Annotated in this window: 10 protein-coding genes; 1 reads left to right on the top strand and 9 read right to left on the bottom strand. The window is 64.3% G+C overall.

Annotation, left to right across the window (positions count from 1 at the left end; all coding sequences use genetic code 11):
- The 9 genes from KA712_05985 to KA712_05945 form a co-directional block, all read right to left on the bottom strand.
- Window positions 1–3,639 (bottom strand): hypothetical protein, encoded by a 3,639-nt coding sequence (locus KA712_05985; protein ID MCG5052490.1) that lies wholly within the window; start codon window positions 3,637–3,639, stop codon window positions 1–3.
- A gap of 13 nt (window positions 3,640–3,652) precedes the next feature.
- Window positions 3,653–4,327, bottom strand: a complete 675-nt coding sequence (locus KA712_05980) for a hypothetical protein (GenBank protein ID MCG5052489.1) — start codon at window positions 4,325–4,327, stop codon at window positions 3,653–3,655.
- A 1-nt stretch (window position 4,328) separates the two neighbouring features.
- Window positions 4,329–5,234 carry a hypothetical protein gene (locus tag KA712_05975; protein ID MCG5052488.1) on the bottom strand — a complete coding sequence of 302 codons (906 nt, stop codon included), beginning with the start codon at window positions 5,232–5,234 and terminating at the stop codon, window positions 4,329–4,331.
- A 181-nt stretch (window positions 5,235–5,415) separates the two neighbouring features.
- Window positions 5,416–5,991, bottom strand: a complete 576-nt coding sequence (locus KA712_05970; GenBank protein ID MCG5052487.1) for a DUF4276 family protein — start codon at window positions 5,989–5,991, stop codon at window positions 5,416–5,418.
- Window positions 5,988–7,187: an AAA family ATPase gene (locus KA712_05965; protein MCG5052486.1), complete on the bottom strand. Its 1,200-nt coding sequence runs from the start codon at window positions 7,185–7,187 to the stop codon at window positions 5,988–5,990. Before KA712_05965 ends, KA712_05970 begins: the two co-directional genes overlap by 4 nt.
- The gene (locus KA712_05960; protein MCG5052485.1) at window positions 7,177–7,620 is read right to left on the bottom strand and encodes a hypothetical protein; all 444 of its coding nucleotides are present in this window, start codon (window positions 7,618–7,620) and stop codon (window positions 7,177–7,179) included. The genes KA712_05965 and KA712_05960 overlap by 11 nt, the downstream gene beginning before the upstream one ends.
- Window positions 7,621–8,002: 382 nt before the next feature.
- Window positions 8,003–10,741, bottom strand: coding sequence for a BREX-2 system adenine-specific DNA-methyltransferase PglX (gene pglX / locus KA712_05955; GenBank protein ID MCG5052484.1), 2,739 nt, complete (start codon window positions 10,739–10,741; stop codon window positions 8,003–8,005).
- Window positions 10,738–15,150, bottom strand: coding sequence for a protein kinase (locus KA712_05950; GenBank protein ID MCG5052483.1), 4,413 nt, complete (start codon window positions 15,148–15,150; stop codon window positions 10,738–10,740). Before KA712_05950 ends, pglX begins: the two co-directional genes overlap by 4 nt.
- A gap of 5 nt (window positions 15,151–15,155) precedes the next feature.
- Window positions 15,156–15,899: a hypothetical protein gene (locus tag KA712_05945; protein ID MCG5052482.1), complete on the bottom strand. Its 744-nt coding sequence runs from the start codon at window positions 15,897–15,899 to the stop codon at window positions 15,156–15,158.
- Window positions 15,900–16,341: 442 nt separating this feature from the next.
- On the opposite strand from KA712_05945, the gene KA712_05940 reads away from it, so the two are divergent.
- Window positions 16,342–19,326 (top strand): DEAD/DEAH box helicase family protein, encoded by a 2,985-nt coding sequence (locus KA712_05940; protein ID MCG5052481.1) that lies wholly within the window; start codon window positions 16,342–16,344, stop codon window positions 19,324–19,326.
- Window positions 19,327–19,400: the final 74 nt, after the last annotated feature.

Below are 19,400 nucleotides of genomic sequence, written 5' to 3'. Positions count from 1 at the left end.
TCATTCCGCGGGTTCCTTGACCACTTGCCACGTCAACACGACCCGCGCCCCGGGCCCGGCCTCCTCGAGCGCCGCCGCCATCTCGCGGCCGAGGCTCGCCAAACGGTCATGAGCCTCACGGGCCGGAAAATCGGCGCTGCCTTTGCTGACCACCTGCGCGCCCCGTGGCCCCGGTGTGACGGGAGGCACGTGGGGTGCTACCGGCCGGGCCGCCCGCTGTGCGGCCAAGGCCGCCTCACGGACTCCCGCCTCCAGCGACTCGTTGAGCTCGTCACTGGCCAGCACGGTGGCGATCCGCTCCAGGATCTGGCCCTGCTCGCCGGCGCTCAGCGGATCGAGCGCGCCTAGCGCATTGAACGCCACGTCGTCCTGCAAGGCCCGCATGGTGCCTGCGGCTGCGAGCAGGTGCCTTTGCATCGCCTTGGGTGACGTCTGCGGCTGGAAGCTGGCCAGCACCTTGGCCTGGGCCACGGGGTCCTGGGTGGCAAGGGCCCCCAGCAAGCGGCCCACGTCCTCGGCGGTCTTGAGGCGGGGCCCCTGGGCGGCGGCGTCGGCGCCAGGAAGCGCCTGGCACCGGGCCGCGAGCAGGCCGGCGATGCGCTCGGCCTTGTCGTCGAGGGCCTTGCGCACGGCCTTGTTGAGCCGCTCCGAAAGATCCCGCAGGTTGTTCACGTTCAGCGCCTTGCCCACGCTGAAGCCGAAGAGGCTGCCGGCCAGAGCCGCGGCGGCGTCCCATTCGGATTGGCTGGGCAGCTTGCTCTGCACCAGCTCCCAGTCCCGCCCGAGCTTGCCCAGCTTCAACTCGGTTTGGGGGCGCCCTGCGCTCCAGATCTCGCGATGCGTGGCCAGCGCAAAGCAGCGCACGACGAAATCGGCCACCTCGGGCAGCAGGCCTTGCACGCGCTCGGGATCGAAGAACCGCTTGACCTGATCGACTGTGGGCGTGTCGATGCCCTCGGCGCGCAGGCGCTTGTCGATTTCCTGAGTGAAACGCGGGGACAGGGTGGCGGTGGCCTCGGAGAGATCCAGCAGGCCCAGGCTGGCGGAGAGGGCGTAATCGGGCAGATCGTTGCGATCGATCGGCACGCGCCGTTCGCGGTTGCCGCACACGCGTTCGAACGCCTCGAACGCTTTTTCCAGTCGGGCCGCGGTGACCGGGCGATCGTGAGGCTCGAAGCGGGGGTGGCGGGGGTACCGCGACTCCATCATCTCGCCGACGGCGGTTTCCACGGCCTTGCCGAATTCGGTCTGGGCGGGGGTGCGCAGGCGGCAGTTGGGATAAAGCGAGAAGAAGTGCTGGTCGATGCTGCGCACCTCGTCCAGGTACCCCCCGGAATCCTGGGTGCGCAGGCCGTAAGCCACGCTGAGGGCGGCGCGCACCATGGCGTGCTTCTGGTTGCGCAGGTGTTCCAACGCCTGGCGCGTCCGCGTTTGGTCGTCGGGACGCAGGTTGGCCACGTGTCCCTTGAAGTTGAGGGGCTCGAGGATGCGATCGATGGTGACGAGCTCACCCAGGGCCTTCATGATCTTGTCGCCGAAGAAGCTGGGCACCCAGATGATGACGGGCTCGCTCTTGCCGGCCTCTTGGAGCGCGGCGATCTTGGCCCGATCTTCGTCGGGGCCGTGGCCGTCTTTGTCGAAGGGGTAATCGAGGATGACGCGGAAATCGTGATGGGGGGGCACCTGGAAAAGCACGTCGTCCATCTCGCGCACGTTGCCGTAGATCAGGCTGCCTACGCGCCGCGACCCACGCCAAATGAGCTTGTGCTCGAGTTCACCGCCCGCGTCTTCGTCCAGGCCCAGCGCCTTGTACAAGATCTCTTGCAGCTTGGCCCGTTTGGCGCCTTCGGTGTTGTAGGTGCTCTCGGCGTCCTTGATGATTTGGCTTGTGTCGATGTCATCGAGGACGAGGGTGACGCTGGGATCGGCGCCTTCGCCCACGCGCAGGTTGTGGACGCTGGCGGCCCATTCGCGCAGGCGGCTCGCCGCTTGCTGAACTTCTCCACCGGGAATGATGGTCTTGATGCTGCCGTGGTTCAGCTGCACGAGGCGGCTGACGGTGAGGTCTTTGAGAGAATCGACGCGGGGAACCAGGGCGGCCAGGATCAGGGTTTTGATCAGCCTTTGATCAGCGCGGGGGTTGCCGCTGCCGTGGGCCTGAATGACGGGCAACAGTTCGTGCTGATACACACGCTTGGCCTGGCGGAACATCTCGCGATGCTTGCCGTCCATGGGCTCTTCACCGGCGGCCAGCACGTCGTAAAGCTCGCCCACGGGCACGACTTGGCCGAGCTGGAAATCGGGCATGTGTTCGGGGATGTGCTCGACCAGCAGCTCCATGAGCACCTTGAGGGCGGTGCGCTCGCGCTGAAGCAGGTGCGAAAGGGCAATGAGGGTTTCGATCAGCACGGGGCTGAAGGGGTACACGCGGCGGAATGCGGCTTCCGTGCCTTCTTTGCCGAGGAGGGTGCCCCAGGGGTTGCCGGTGCCGAGTTCGGAGCGGAGGCGGGAAAAGGCTTCGTTCAGGCGCTTTCGGGCGTCTTCGTCTTTGGGGCGAACGACGCGCTTTTCGACGATCTCGGGCAGGTTGGCGTCGCCGAGCGTGATCTCGTTGAAGCGGCCATGCCAAAACGCCAGGGCGTCGCGGAGGTGAGAGTGTTCGGGACCGATGTACTCTTCGCTGACGATCTCGGAGATGTCGCGCTGGCGGGCCACGAAGCTGACAACGGGAACCCCATCTCCCTGCTCTTGCCGTTCCACGAGCTTGCTGAGCTTGGGAACCTCGGAGGTCATCCGGGCGCGGTTGGCGGCGATGCTGCCCAGCCACAGGATCAGCTCGTCGAGGAACAGCACCAGACAATCGGCGCCCAGCTCGGCTTTGGCGTGCTGGCACATCGCGGCCAGGCCCTTGTCGAAGCTGACGTAGCCGTCACGGCGGTCCTTGGCGAAGGCGGTGAAGAGGGTGTTGGTGAGGGCGGTGACGAGCTTGGCGCGCTCGAGGGGGTCGTCGCTGCTGATGGTGTGGGCGAACCGTTCGGCGTCCCAGCCGAGGGCGGCCTTGCGTTTGCCCCAGCCGCTGCTGGTGGCTGCGGCAGGCTGGGATTCGTTGAGCTTGGCAAAGAAGGCGTCATCACCGAGGGTCTGCCGCATGCGGGCGGCGTCGGTGAAGAGGTGGGCGTCTTCGAAGAGGGGGGGGAGCGTGGCTTCGGGGTGGTTTTCCCGGACGTATTTGACGTAGCCGCCGAAGATCTGGGCTTCGAGGCTTTCGGCGCCGATCATGTTGAAGTGAAGGCGCAGAATCTTGCGTTGCTTGATCCACTCGTGTTTGACCCGAAGATCGTGCAGCTCGGGGGTGCTCCACACGCCGGGGTGGTTGCCCAGCATGAGGCTGAGCATGGCCATGAAATGGCTTTTGCCGGATCCGAAGCTGCCGTGGAGGTAAGAGGCAACGTTTTGGCGATCGGTGATGGCGGTTTGCACGAAGCCCAGGGCGCGGTCGTAGGCGTCGTGGATCTGGGAGGTGACGGCGTAGTTCTGGACAATGCTATCGGGCTCGCCGATGCTCTTGTTCAGATCGACGACGAACTGGCTCTTCTGGACGCGTACGGGGAGGTCGAGGAGGGAGCGGAGGTCGGTCATGGGCTTGGCTCGGCTATCTGAGGTTTCGTGAGGGATCGACGTCAGCTGGCGCCACGAGGCCGGCGTCGAGCACGCGCCAGGGACGGGTTTGGAACTTGTAGGGGGCGGCCAAACCGGCGTCCTCGATGCGTTTGGCGTGCTTGTGATAGACGACGACGGTCTCCGACTTGGGTGCGACCGCATCAGGTGAACGACTGCCGTAATCGGGATTCGGGACGGTCAGGTGCTCGGAGTAGTCCCAGTCATAGATGTCCCACGCGTAAGTCATGAAGGACTGGAACGAGACGCGGACACCTGGAGACTTCTTGGTCACCGGGTGGAGAGGCAGGTCAACACCTGCCAGGGTTACAGACGAATGAAGCTGAAAGCCATGCAGTGAGTAGAGGAGATCCCGATCAGCGTCATTCCCCGCCCAGGCCGATTTTGAGCCAAGTCGAGCCTGATCCTGCGTGAGAAAAACCCGCCGGTGGTACTCCAAGGTGGATTTCGTCTGCTCATGGCCACGGAGATGTGCAGGCGCGTCTATCGTGAGGACGTCGCCCTTCTTGCGGTTCTCCAGCCACAGCCGCATCAGCATGGCTGCAAGAGACACCTCGAGCTTGCCCTTGCGTGCATCGACGCTGTTCGCGAGCCGGCCGTAGAACCCGGCTACTTGCTGGGGGGAAAGAGACGCCAGAACATCAGCCATGTTACCTGCCTCTCGGCTTTGAGCTGTTTACGACGCGGTGAATGCCGCCCGGGAGGTTCAATCTCGCGATGCCGCGCGGGGGGGCGCCTGGCTCGAGTTCTTGCTCGACCACAACTTCACCTTTGCGACTGACGAGACGGAACAAGCCACCGCAATCCGCGATGTCCAAAACCCCGTTGTCGAGGTCGCCCAGAGCGCTGCCACGTGTGACCTCGTCGCAGCTTGCGATGGTTTGGCGCAGCTCACGTGTTCCGAAGCGCACGACGAAGACCAGGCCTGATTGACGTGCGGGCGCTCCCATGATGTCTCCGCCTGTGTCCACCTCGAACCTGGCTTCCGCGATGCCGGGGGCGACCGGCGCAGAAAGAGTGCTTTCGACCGGGGCCGCATCGAGGGTGCGAGGTTCTCTCGCTTCGGTTTGGGGGGGCTGGATGGTCCATTCGCCGCGCGGATCCTTTGCGAGGCGCCCCGACGCGGACTTCCCGTAACCCGAGACGGCAAACGTCAGGGTTTCGTCTGCGGAACGGGCGAGGGAGATCTGAAAGGCGGCGTCGCTTCGCCCCTGCGGCGAGACGGTCAAGCGATCACTGCATGCGTGGGTCTCGGGAAAGAGGGGCCCGGGAGATCTGCCCAAAGACGTGATCTGAGTCGCCGCGACGAGGGGAACGCCGGCACCACCTCGCTCTATGGCAACATCCAGCGAAGACCCTTCCTCCTTGCCCCAGAGCGGCGCGGTAAGAATGGTCGCGACCACCGCACATCGCTCCTCCTCGGAAATATCCAGGGCTGGCGTTTTAGCCACCGACGAGGCTTGCCCTTTCGACGCCTCATGGTGGTGGTGGTTGCACCCAACGTGTACTGTCGCCAGCGTCACTATGAAGGAGAGCATGAGGCCGACGTGCTTCATGGCTTCGCCTCGGCCAGAGACAGCCGGAAATCTGCTGCGGCTACCGGAGCCCGGGCAATGTTTATCGGAGCCCGAGCAACTTTTATCGGAGCTCGACCAACATTTATCGGAGCTCTCCGGGCCAGGAGGGCACTTATGCTGGTGGTAGGCGAACCTACATCCATGATGGGGCACAGCCGCTTCATGAGGCGGTGGTTCCGATGGCGTTCACCAGCTTCTGAACGCCGGTACAGAAGGCGCGGAAGCTGGGGGAGCAGTTGCGAGCGAGGTCGAGGTGAGCCCCGACGCGGCGTGCACCGTCGCGTTTTTGGTAAGTGGGAATGTGCTTGCGCAACTCTTCCACGGGGTTGCTGAGAAGGTCGGGGTTCTTGTAAGTGGCTTTCCGGGACTGCGCTTCCAGGGCAGGCTTGTCGAAAGCCCTGGCCACGGCGGTCCAGTCACCCAGGATCCAGGATTCGAGCTCACGGCAGGCGACGCGCACGGTGAAGAGAGCCTGCTGGGACGCCTCGGCGAGATCGAAGAGCTTCTGGCGCACCTTGCGGCAGTCACCGGCGTCCTGGTCGCGCAGAACGACAAAGCCGGAGTTGGGCCGGCGCCAGGCACGCATCTTGGTGGTCATGCCCTTCTCGAGATCGCTCTTGCCTTCAAAGACGAGGTAGGAGGCGGAAACGTCGGGTGCGGGCACGATGCGGGGCACGACGTGCTCCAGCAGATCCCTGGCAGAGGGCTCTTCCAACAAGAACACGAGGTGCCTCACCGGGGATCGGCTCCTTCGAGCAGGCCTAGCTTCCACAGGTGGCCGAGCTTGTCGCCTTCGGCGACGTAAGCGGCAAGCTGCTCGTCGTCCCGGGCGCGTTTGATGGTGGTGAAGCCATCGGGGTTCTTCACGAGCCAGAAGGCTTCGTCCAGTTCCACGGCGTTGAGGAAGTCGGGGGAGTGGGTGGAAACGAAGACCTGGCCGCCTTGCACGGCGTAGGATCGGAACTCCTCGGCAAGGTCGGTCAGGAGCGAGGGGTAGAGCTGGTTCTCGGGCTCCTCGACGCAAAGCAGGGGGCGGGGGTTGGGATCGAGCAGGAGCACGAGGTAGGCGAGCATCTTGATGGTTCCGTCGGAGACGTACCGCGCGAGAAAGGGATCCTCGAAGGCGCCGTCCTGAAAGCGGAGCAGCACGCGGCCTTCTTCGGTGACTTTGGAATCGACCTTCTTGATGCCGGGAATGCGCCGGGCGAGCCGGGATAGGATCTCGTCGAAGAGGGCGGGATGCTGCTTGTTGAGAAACTCGATGACGAGGGAGAGGTTCTCGCCTTCCCGGGAGAGGTGTTCGGCGTACCCGATCTCTTGTTCGGGGCGGGCGCGGCTGATGTGGAAGTCGGAGAGGTGCCAGTTTTCGATCAGGTTTCCTAGGGCCACGGCGGCGGGGAAGCGTTCGAATTGGGCGAGGCCCTTGATGGCGAGGATGTCGGGGCTTTTGAGGGTCTGCGCTTCTCGTTCGAGCTGGTTTTCGTCTTGGACGGAGTCGAGTTCGTTGGTGACGGCGTGGCCGGAGCCTCGGCTGAAATCGAGAAAGTGCCAGGGTTTGCCGCTGCTGCCCCGTCGGTACTTCAGGATCTCTCGTTCGACGACGGGGCGGCCTCCTTCTTCGTCTATTGAAAGGACGTAGGTGATGAGGCTGGGCTGATTCCGCCCCAGGTCGACCCGCAGCTTGAGCTCGATTTCGATGGGGCCGGCGGATCCGCGGGACCTGACCTCCCGGATGCCGCGGCTGCCACCAAGGCGCCCCATGGCGGTGGTGACGTTGGTGGTCATGGCCTCTTTGAGGAAGTCGAAGACGGAGAAAAGGGTGCTCTTGCCGGTGCCGTTGGCGCCGACGAGCACGCAAAACCGCGGGATTTCGCGCATGTGTACGTCGCGAAAGGCGCGGAAGTTCTTCAGGCGAATGGACTCAACCTTCATACGATGGTTCCTCGGGGGTAGCCTGGCGCTTGCGGGGGCTTTTTCCAGCTTTGCTTGCGGCGGAGCGGGTGGGGGGGCGCCAGGCTTCGAGGTCGGAGATGGAGAGCTTGTGGGTGGCGAGTTCGGCGTCGAGGAAGGCTTTGAACTCGGCGGAGGGGTTTTGGCTGCCGGATTCGGGTTTGCTGTGCCACAGCTCGAGCCAGAACATGAGTTCGTGAAGGCCGACGAGCATGGGCATCAGGCGCTCGGCGGGCCAGCCGTCTTCGGTTTTGCGCTCTTGGTAAAGGGAGATGATGGCCTGGGCGCGCTGGAGGTGGTTCCAGCCGGCCCAACCGATGAGGGGGGTGGGGTCGCTGTCTTTCTCGCAGCCGGGGTAGGAGATGAAAGCCTCTTTCGGGACGTTGAGCGCTCCCCTAAGCGCCCAATAGTCCATCTGTCGGTAATCCTTCCCGATGAACTTCGGTGGTGTCTCGGCTGGGCCCTGCCCTCCCGAATCTTCCTGGCGCTGAAGATGCCAAGTGGAGAGCCAGGCTGAGTATTTCTCCTTTCCTGACTCGTTGAAAAGGTAGGCCGTTGTGAATGGCGTACTTTGGGCAAGCAGAAGACGTTCAGCCTCTTCCATCGAATCGGCGTCTAGAGCGGGGTGTACCTCTGACCAGCGCCGGAAGCGATCAGTGTGCCCAACGGCCTGCGCCACGTCTCGAACGCGCCAGACCCGCACCGATGCAGAAAGAAGCCCTTCAGACGCCTGTAAGTAGGCACGCTCGATCTCGGTTCGCACCCGGGCAGAGAAGTCAGGGGCCTGCCACCGGCGCTTATAGTCCATCGTCTCTATCAGGGAAAGCTCTGTTGAGCTCCTTATAGACTCGACCAGGCGAAGCGTGGCGGCTGGCAAATCCTTCGGGGGCCGAGAGTAGCCGCTTCTCGCAAACCATTGAGCATCGGGGTCGCCTTCCGATATTCGCTCCCAGACCAGGCACTCGAATGGTCGTTGGCCAGGCGACACGACCCATGCAGGCACGTCGTCGGACAGCCTCCGACAGCCCGAAGGCGCGGTAGGTGTACCAGTCGAGCTGCTCTTGCAGAACAACCATTTTCTCGAGAAGCCGTCGGTCGTCCTCCTCGGCTCGAGCGACTAGATCGCCCCAGTCGGCCGCCGGGGCTGCGACAGCGAGTGCGGACAGAAGCGCATTCCGCTCCTCGACCAGTGCCAACATTTTCGCCCCGAAAGGGGCAAAGCCGGAGAGGTCAGGTACGGGAAGCGGCTTAATGGCATTTGAAGCCAAGGCATACCTGTCTTGCCACTTGGTTGCCGAGAGGCGCCCCCCATCGCCCATATGGTCTCCCCCTTTTGGATAACAGACCTGTTTCATCCAGAAGCAGGCGGTGGAGCTGTTTAGGTAGGCGAGGAGGGCTAGGTGGTCGTCTTCGGTGGCGGATTCGGGGAGTTTGATGATGGGGGCTGTCTGCTTGAAGACCTTGCCGCCGCGGTCGAGGACGAAGTGGTTGTGGGTGGCGACTTCGGCGAAGGCGATGGATAGGGGGGTGCGGAGCTTGTCTGTCGTAAGACGCCCGTACTCGTACCAGCGAAGCCCGCCTTCCACCTTGGTCTTCCCGCCGAACAGCTTGTTGTTCGCAAGATTGGTCCTGTACGGCCAAAGATAACGGAGAGCCAGCTCTTCATCCTTAATCGGACGAAGATCTGAATCGTAAGGAAAGAAGGCTACCGGGCACTCCCCTACACCCCAGTCACGGATCGACTCACCAATCATCATCTCTCGGGTGTGCTCCTCGGGAACCCGATTTCGGCGAAACACATCGGCGGTCGCAAGGAAAGCATCATCTTCCAGGGTAAAGCTGGCGATGCCTATGCTGCCGGCGATGTCTCCAAGCGTCGTCGCTGTGCGGTCCTCAAGCAACTCCTTGAGCTCAGCAGCGCCGCCGCCCCCGAGCGACCATGGATGTGCGTTGAGTGTCTCCCGCCCAACTGCTGCGACCGAGACGTACTCATTCTCGAACCCAACCTCGGCACCATGTTCAGCGATCGAGCGCCAAACGAAGCCCTGTTCCGCGTCTTCAGGTGTACTCGGCTCCCCACGCTTCCCCAGCACCGCATTCACGGAACTCGAGGACGGCTTTTGGTTCCGACCAAACAGCAGCACCGTGGGCGTTCCATGCCCGGGTATGTAGGCCCCCGACGTATCGATCACGCGGGTCAGGTCGAGCCGGGGCAGCACCTCCTCGATGAGCTGCTTCCCGAACTCGCGCTTCATGAACGAGTTCGCGTTGATGAGCCCCACGAATCCGCCATCGCTCGCCAACTCAAAGAACCGCTCGGTGAACGGCGCCGCCAACGCGTACTTCCCCGCAGCACTTCGATACGCAGCCCGATAGACCTCGCGCAAGGCGCTGTCCTTGCAGGTGATATACGGCGGGTTGCCCACCACGGCGTGGTACCGCTGCCTGAACACTTTTCGGGCTCCCAACGGATCATCCAGCGCGAACATCTCTGTTCCCCACGCCGCATGATCGATCTGCCCCGAATCCTGCTCGACCAGCAGCATCTCGCGCCCCTTGCCGCCATGAAGCAACGAATCCGCCACCACCAAATTCAGCGGCAACTTCGGCGCCTGCGCCAGCTTCGTGATCCCCGCCTTCTCCAGATACGCCAGCGTCAACCGAAACCGCGCGATCGCCACCGCGTACGGATTCACATCCACCCCGTAAACCTGCTCCAACGCCGCCGCCGCATGCGTCCGCACGTCGATCCCCGGCTCCACCCGCAACCGGTGATCCACCAGCCGATCAAAAGCACCCAAAAGAAAGTGCCCCGATCCACACGTCGGATCGATCACCCGCACCTCCTTCAGCCCGAACTCCGCGATCGCCGGCTCCAGCGTCTGATCCAGGATGAACCGCTCTACGAAGTCCGGCGTCTGCAAAAGCGCATACCGCTTACGCACCTCTTCAGAAAGATCCTGATACAGATCCCCCAAAAACCGCGTATCGCCCCCCGCGAACTCCCACGCCAGCCCCTCCCCCGCCTCACCCGGCTCGCGGAAAAACTCCAACAGCTTCCGCGCCGCCTCGTTGCTTGGCGAAAGCCGCCACACAGGATTGTGCCGCGCCCCAAAAAGCTCCTCCGCCCCCGGCAAACTCCCCACCTCGCGGAACACCTCCAGAAGGTAGTCCCGCGCCGTCAAAGAAGGCGCCAATTCAAAGAACAACTGCTCACTATCCCCCGCCCCCGGCCCCGCCAGCCGCCGCTGCCCCAAAAGCCCCCGATCCTCCAACGTCCTCACGAACACGCACGAAAGCACCCACGCCGCCCCCACCTGCTCCAGCGTTCGCGCCTGCCATTCCAAAAAACCATCCGCCGTACGCTTCCCCTCCACCTCCGCCGCATGCTGGCGCTGCAAAGCCGCCTTTACCCCCCCCTGCTCCGCCCTCTCCTTCAAATCAGGCAGCAGCACCCGCGACAGGAATGAAGCCAGAGCCTGCGTGAGCGTCAGAGTCTTTTTCTTGCGTGCGTTCGTCTTCGCCATCTCGTTCACGCCGAAGGGTATCGCCCCCGGTCCAAGTTCTTCAGCCAATTGCCCGGCACCCTCAACCGCTGCGCCGGAGAGATGATCGGAATGGGCAAGTCCCGCAGCGGATGCGAGATACGCGCCCCCCCATCACCCGCAGAAGGCACGATCAGAAAAATCGCAGGCGCATCGTCGTGATCCCCCGCGTGCGCGATCAACCCCTTCAAAAACCCCGTCAGCCCATAGCGCGCCAACAACCCCGGGTTCATCAACACCAGCGGCGCCCTCTCCTGCTTCAGCGCCTCCAGCACCACCCCCGCCGCGTCGTCCATCAACCCCGTCAGCTGATCCCACTCCCCCCCCGCAGGCCCCACACGATCCGCCTCGTATACCGTACCCACCTGCACCCCATCCGCCGCCATCAGCCGATCCGCCGCCGCCAGCAATTCAGCCTCTAGATCCCGCGGCGCCACCCCCAAACGCCCCGCCAACTCAGCCCCCGCCCGCACCGCCAGCCCCGGCAAAACCTCCAGCACGCAGAAGCGCCGGTTTTTCACCCGCACCTCGATGTCGCGGTTGAACTCGAACGCCTCAGGATCAACCTTTTCCCGGTGCCCCGTGTGCGTCGTGGCCATCCGCGTGGACGGCGCCTCCGTAGACCGCACCAACACCGAAGTCGGCCTCCCGAACTGCCCCGTCGCAACATCGAAGCGATAACCCCGCGCCTCCATCAGCCCCCGCAAAGCCCCGTCTTCCGGCAAAGCCTCTGCATCCGGATAGCGCGCCGCCACGATCTGCCGCACCGAAGCCGCATCCAGCCCCCGCGGCGGCAACGAAGCCAACGAAAGATCCAAAGCCCGCCCCCCCTGCAACCCCCGCGGGTAGATCTCCATGCGCGCGCTGCTCGCCGCCTTCGTCGAAGCCGCCACCGCAAGCCCCATCAAAGGCTCGTCTGCAAGCCCCGCCAAAGACGTGCCCCTGACCGCCTGCCGCAGCCGCTCCTTCGCGAACCCCGGAGACAGCAGAGGCTCTGCCAGCGCCAGCTTGTCCGCCTCATCACCCAGTTGCTGAAGCGGCCCGAAATCGCAGCCCACCCGCCCCAGCCACAGCTGATCGCGCACCCGCCCCAGCACCAGATCCTCATTCGTCTCCACCGCCACCCGAACCAAGGCCGTAGCCCGCTTCACCCGATCCCCCCCCGCAGCCGGCCCCCCCGAAAGCGATTCCGACAGAGCCCGCGCCACACGAGACAAAGGCGCCATGTCTTCCCCCGGAGGCAAACTCGCAGTCACCAGCGCCTGCAGCTGATCCAGAAACGGCAGCGCCAACCACCCCTCCTTCAGCTTGGCCACCGCCTGGTAAATCAGCGGCCGCGTCACCCCCAGATCCGCCGCCAACTTCGCCACGCTGTCGACGTAGCCCCCCTTCACAGCATCCAGGCCGAACAACTGCCGCACGTACAGCAAAGGCTTGCCACTGCCCTTCGCCCGCGCCGGATCCGGCAAAGCCGCCTCGAGCCACGTGTCCAGCGAGCGCTGCTGCGCAAACTCGCGCACCCACGCCGCCCCCATCGTCGCCTTCAGCTTCTCCGCCTCACCCGCGCAGTCACTCAAAATCTGCGCCACCACGGGCGCACTGGCCCCCGCCACCGCTTGCAGATCCAAAAGCCCCGCCAGCCTGAGCCTGTCCACCGCCGCGGCCGAAAGCGATTCCACCACGTGCAGCGGAATCGGCCCCCCCGCATAGTCCGGCGCAAAACGCACCAGCCCCGCAACAGAACTGGCCAAAGCCGCGCGCAGCCCATCGAACTCTGGCCGCTGCACGAACTCCAAGATCTCCCGCGCCGTGCCCCGCCCCACCCCCCGCATCGCCGACAGCTGGTTGTTCGGCAAACGCAGAAGATCCTCCACCCGAAGAACCCCCGCACGGTAAAGCGCGTTTTTCGCCCGCGCCGGCAACGGCAACGCCTCGACCGACGTGTTCAGGTTCAGCCCAGGCGGCAAAGCCAGAGGCCCCTGCGGCCCCCCCACCGCCACCGGATCCGCCACCTCCGCGCTGGCCTCCACCACCCGCGCCCGCGACGGCGGTGCGATCGAACGCACCCACTCGAGCCGCATCTCATCGGCCGACGAAAACCGGTCTTTCAGACCTCGCGCCAGAGCCTTCTTGAAAAAGCCAACCAGCCCCTCGCGAATCGTCGCGTCGAAGCGCTCCGCCGCCAGCGTGATCTCGGCATCCGTGGCGCTGGCCGTGTCGTGCTCCCCCCAGCGGGGTCGCTCGCCCGTCAGAATCTCGTGCAAGGTGATCGCCGCCGCATAGCGATCCGCATGATCGTCCCATCGCCCCCGTGCCGGCAGGAAAGGATCCCTGTACGCCGGCGTGCCCTGCCGAATCTCCTGCGCGTCCGCCTTCGACAGCGAAAAGTCGAACAGCATCAAGTGCCGCTTTTTCTTCTGATCCCCCTCCAGCACCCCCAGGTTCGCCGGCTTGATGTCTCTATGCTGAACGCCCCGCTCTTCCAGGTGCTCCAGCGCCAGCAACAGGTCTTCCCCCCAGCGGCGGGCATAGTCCAGACTCAACACGCCCTCTTCCGAAAGCTCACGCGCCAACGTGCGGCCCGCGTACGTCAGCCGCAAGCACGTGCGGCCCCCCACCTTGTGCACCCCATGCAGCTTGACGATGCGATCCGAGCCCCGATCCTTGTCGAGCAACTCCAGAACATCCGCTTCGTCCTGCAGCCGCGCGTCGTGATCCGCAGAAAGCGCCACCTTCAGCGCGAACGTCCCCCCCTCCATGTCCACCCGCAGCGTGCGCGCCGTCGAGCCCGAGCCCAGCACCCCCGTGACCAGCATGTTCGGCCCGATGACGTCGTTCTTGCGCGCCTCCAGCGGGTGCACATGGCTGGCCTCCGGCTCCGGCGTGGGCGCCGTGACCGCGTCGATCAGCAGATCCGCCCATTCCGCTGCGTCGTCCGCGCGAATGACCAGGTTGCGCGACGTCGCCATCTCCATCACGTCCTCGAGCCCCCTTGACTCGACCACACCTTCAGGCCCCCCGCCAACGCCCCCCACGTCGCCCTCGGCCAAGCCATCGCGCGCCGTGGCCGGCGACAGATAGCCCCGCTTGAGCAGCGCTTCCCGTTCCACCAGGTTCCGCCCCGGCGGCCGGCCCACCAGAATCAGGTACGCCAGCGCCCCCAGCGAGAAGATGTCGCTTTGGCGGCTCGCCTTGTTCGGGTTTTCCAGCACCTCCGGAGCCACGTAGATCTCCTCGCTGACCTCCCGCCACGCTGTCAGGTGCATGGTGCTGTGGATCGTCGTCGTCGAGGTGTCCGTGACTTTCGCCAACTGAAAGTTGAAGAGCCGAATCTCGAGCTTCTCGTCATCCGGATTGCGCCGAACCAGCACCGAAGAAGGCCCCAGATTCCGGTGCAAGTAAGATTTGCGATGGCAGTAGGCCAGCGCCTCGGCGATGCGCGCGATGATCCCCGTGCGTTCGTTCAGATCCAGGTCTGGATGCGCCCTCAGGAACGCATCCAGCGGCATGCCCCCCTCGAAGCTGTCGAACACGACAGCCGGCGCGCCCATCGGGCCCTCCGTGACGTAATTGCGGAGTTTGAGGATGTTCGGGTGATCCGAGAGCACCGTCAGAACACGCGCCTCACGCTCTGCCGCCCGGATCAACGACGTTCGCTGCTCCAGCCCCGACCCCTCGGGGATCTGGTACGTGCGCACCCGCGCCTTGATGTCCTTGATCGCTTCGTTCTCGGCCAGGTGGTCCTGGTAGCCGTCGTGCTCGACCAACAGCTTTCCCAGCACCAAGTCCCCCACCTTCCGTTTGGTGGCGCTTTCGCGAAGGCCAATCTCCTGGAGAATCCGTGCCGTCTCCCGCACCTGTGGCCCGTTCAGAGGGAACTTCAACGAGCGCGCGTCGACCCCCGGGTATTCGCCGAACTGCAACGCCCGCGCGAATGACTGCCGGGTGACCACGTGGTGGCGGGCCGCCCCTTCCAGCTGCACGTCCACGTTTTCGGCTGACGCAAACACCAGCGACTGCACCCAGGGCGCCGGCCGGTCGTGGTAGCGCCAGCGCTTTTGCAGCATGCTGGCCAGCACCTTGGCCTTGTGGTTGTTCAGCCGGTTCGGGTTCTCGATGCGCGTGGTTCCCCCCTCGGGAAACGTGATCACCCAGTCGACCACGTCACCGCTGATGCGGCCCGGATGGCTCTTGATCTCCACCACGTAAAGCGCGTGGAAGCCGATGACCACCAAGTCCAGGTCGTAGCGTCTCCCACTGCCGTCGACCAAGTCGACCAGCGCCCACAGGACGTAAGGCGCCGTATCGGGCAGCGCCTTGATCGCGAACTCGACCGCCTCGCGTTCGTGCTGGTGGGGCGACGTGCCCCGCACCAAAATCCGATCGTTCGACAGCGCCATGGTGGCTAGCCCTGAACGCCGAGAGCCGCTGCAAGCGCGGCCGCCCCCTGCCGCACCTCCGGTGCCGCGTCCTGGGAGACCAGCAGCAAAGTCGCGCGATCGAAGCCCAACGCCCTTGCCTGCGTGAGCGGGTCCTGGGCCGTCACCGTACGGGGCGTCTGCCGCCCCCCCAGAAGCGCCACGCCCAGCCCCAAGATCTGCCGTTCACCGGGGCTCTGCGCGACCAGCAGCACCTGGTCGCCCAGGTCCATGTCGCTGCGGCCCTCGGCATGCTCCACGAGCGCGATCGCGGCACCGGCACCGGCCACGATGATCCGCGAGGCCGCCTGCGCCGACGCCACGGCCCCGGTGACCACCGGACCAGGCGCCAGCCCCCAAAGGTCCGCCGCGAACTTCAAGAAGGCGCCCGCGCCTGCGGCCTGGGGGGGAGTGTCCCGCGCCTCACGAAGAAGGGGTCCTGCGTCCGCCGGCTGCAGGGAGACCCAATCCGGTCCAAAGGGCTCGTCGCTGGCCAAATCAGGCAGCCCGAAGACCCGGGCCGCCGAAAACGCCAGCGGCTGCTTCACGGCCCCGTCGCGAAGGAGGAGATCCAACCGGTCTGCGTCCGTCAGCTCGCCCCTGAAGGCCTTCCAGCGCGCCTCCGCGTTCGCGGAAAACCGATCGGGTCCCAGTTGCCGATCCTGCAGGGCACGCAGGCCCAAGGCGCCAGCGCGATAGAAACGACGTTTGTCTTGCAGTGCGACTTCCATGACCGAGGGAGCTTCCGAAACAGGGCCCGAACGAGCCCCCCAACTGGGGTGCCCAGACTACCCCTGACGCAGGCGTCCGATCAATCGCGGAGGGCAGGAATCGGCGGGGGGTGGAAACGAAGGAAACACGTAGGAAGGGATACCGAACATACCTACACGCCGCTCTCCCAAATCACACGGGCCGGTGGCGACAGTGGACCCGCCCCGTCTTCTCAGCTCGGCGTGGCGAGGGGGCACACCAGTTGGAGGTTCCACTCGGCTGCCAGTGCGCTCAGCGAACGAACCAGAGCAGGAGCGATGGCCTTTGTGACCACCTCGTGCGCCGCCGTGAAGCAAAGGTTGCGAAGGGAGTTTTCGTGCGTCCGCTCAAGACCAAGGCTTGACCCTGATTGCGCATTCGGGCGAAAGTACCAGCCGCAGCGAAAGGAGCCTTCTTCGGTCAATGCCAGCTAAGTTCGTGGATGGGTACATGACCGTGGCGATCGCGCGCAACGCTGAGGTCGTCGAGGCGATAGAGCGGGTAACCGGGCTCCGGCCGGCGACAATCAGGGCGAAGCTGAGAGAAGCTCACGGCGCCACCAAGCTATGCAACCTGTTTAGCCAGTGGCCCGATCGGGCCGATGAAATCGCCGATTGGACCGCCAGCTTTGCTCTCGAAAGGGAGGCCTTAGACGAGATCGCCAGCATCACGGGTGTTGCCGCTCGGATCGCCAGGAAGCGTCTAGAGGATGCCCACGGCAAAACGCTGGTCCAGAACGTCTTTCGGGGCGAATGGCCCGGCTTCGAGGACAGTCCGGGGCGAACAGCCAGCCGCGCCCGGCCCACAGAGGGGGAGCAGATCGAGCCAGACCTCGATCAACCGCCAGACCTTCTCGAAGCGCCCAAGGCCAAGTTCTTCCGCCAGTACAACCTTGCACTCGCCCGAAGCGGCGGCCCTCGACGAGAGCCCGCCGCGCATCAGGCCGAGGCCCTCGCCAGGCTACAGGACTGGTACCGCGCGCGCCCAGCCCCCCACGCCGGTGGCATTCTCGCTTTGCCCACAGGGGGTGGAAAGACCTTCAGCACCGTGCGCTTCCTCTGCCAAGAGCCGCTGTCCGACGGCTACAAGGTTCTCTGGCTCGCACACACACATCACCTGCTCGAGCAGGCCATCGACGCCTTTGGCCCGCTCGAACCGCGTCCAGACACGCCCATAGAGGTCGCTAACATTGCGGAGCCCAGGAGCCGACTGGACGTCCGCGTGGTTTCGGCGACACCGGGGCACTGCCCTATCAGCATGATCTCCACTTCGGACGACGTTCTGATCGCGACCCTGCAGACCGTGGTGGGCGCGTACAACCGCGGTCACGAAAAGCTCAGCGCCTTTCTCAAATCTGCTGACGGAAAGCTGATCGTCGTCTTCGACGAGGCCCACCATGCCCCAGCCAACAGCTACCGAAAGCTGCTCGAGCGCCTGCGGGACGACTTTCCGGGACTCTTCCTTCTGGGCTTGACGGCGACGCCCACCTACAGCGACGAACGGCGTGCAGGGTGGCTGGCAAAGCTGTTCCCGCAGGGCATCCTTTCGTCAGTGTCCCGTGGCCGGCTGATGGCTGCTGGCATCTTGTCGAAGCCACACCTCGAGGACCGCCGAACGAACATCGCCATGGAAATGAAGCCTGGCGACTACCAGCGTTGGCTTTCCTCCTACGGGGACCTACCCGAAGACATCATAGAGAGCCTTGCCAAGAACGAAGAGCGAAACGACATCATTGCGGAGACGTACCTCGAAGGTCGTGAAAAGTACGGCAAGACCGTCATTTTTGCTGACCGGTGGTACCAGTGTGACTACTTGCGCGAGGCCCTCATCAAGCGCGGCGTCCGAGCTGACGTCGTCTACAGCCATATGGACGCGAAGCTACAAACAGCGGACCAGCGCAACAGACGCACCCGCGACGAAAACCACAAGGTGCTGCATGCGTTCAAGCAGAACGAACTCGATGTCCTGATCAACGTCCGCATGCTGACAGAGGGCACCGACGTGCCCAGTGTGAAAACAGTCTTTCTCACCCGCCAGACCACCAGCAGCATCCTTTTGACCCAGATGATCGGGCGCGCGCTCCGAGGTCCCAAGTTCGGAGGCACCCCAGACGCCTACATCGTTTCGTTCATCGACAACTGGAAACAGGTCATCAGCTTTGCCGAGTTTGACAGCTTGCCCATCGGGCAGGCCGACGAGGCGGTTGCCGAGTACGGCAAACGGCCACCGCTACAACTGATCTCCATCGAGCTCGTGCGTCGCTTGGCCAGGCAGATGTACCGAGGTTCGGCAGCCAGCGCGGCCCCCTTCGTCACGCTGCTCCCCGTGGGTTGGTACCGCGTCGAATACCAAAACCGAGAAGGCGTTGGCGACGACATGGTTTGGCAGCGCCACCTCGTAATGGTCTTCGAGAACGAGAAGGGCCGCTACGACGCCTTCATCGAAGCGCTGAGCGAGGCCGATCTGAGTGTCTTCGCCTCCGAAAGCCTCCCGGCCCAGGAAGCCCGGGATCGCCTGAAGGCGTTACAGGAGAAGTACTTCCCCACGCACGACGAGCACCCCGGAAACGAACTCATGGCGGATCTCCTCCACATCGCGCGGCACATGGGCCGAAACGATGGCGAGGAACCCACCTTTTTCCGTTTCGAGGAGCGCTCGCAGCACGACATCGACGCCATCGCTCTGGACTGCATCCAGAGAGATTTCAGGCTCCGGGAACTGGAGGAGGCCCTGCAGAACGAGTACAGCCGGGTCGATCGCTTCTGGCGGGCGCTTTATCCGAACTACGGCATGTTCTACGCCCAATACCAAGCCGCCCAACGCCGGATCATGGACGCGGGCAGGCATGGGCTGGACCCCGCTCGGTACTCCACGGTGGTCTCGACACCAGAGACGCTGCCCATGCGAGAACCGTCCGAGGCGATCAAGGCGGCCGTTTTTCGCCGCGATGGAAACAAGTGTTGTGCCTGTGGCTCCCACCGGGATTTGCAGGTCGACCATATCGTGTCCTTTTACCTCGGCGGTGCGTCCGACCTCGACCAGCTCCAAACACTTTGTGGTGTCTGCAACCGGAACAAGAGCATCAACGAGCTGAACTTCCGGATCACCCGCTCACCGCTCGAGCAGCCGCCTTCCTTGCGCACCTTCGACTTCGGCAACGCCGAAGATCCCGCAGACGCGTCAGACTGGTCGGCGCTCGTCACGAGAACCGTCAACTTCTTTTACCGTTGTGCCGCAATCGAAAACGTCGAGATCGGAGAAGGAGGGTGCAACATCACGCTAAGACCCGGCGTTCAGGCCGAATGGCTCACCCCGCACTTGATGAACCTGGACAGTCATCTGTCTGACCTTCGAACGCATGCGGGGCTTGCCGCTCTCGGGCCCATTCGGCTATCGACGCTGGACTGACCCGGCCCATGCCGAAGTGGTGCGCGGCGCGAGGCCATCAGCCGTGGCCACGCCTCTTGCCCTTGCCTTGGCCC

It is taken from the genome of Myxococcales bacterium (genome assembly GCA_022184915.1).
GTDB lineage: Bacteria > Myxococcota_A > Polyangia > Fen-1088 > Fen-1088 > JAGTJU01.
The sequence above is the reverse complement of the archived record's forward strand: the minus strand, read 5'-3'. Positions and strand labels throughout refer to the sequence as shown.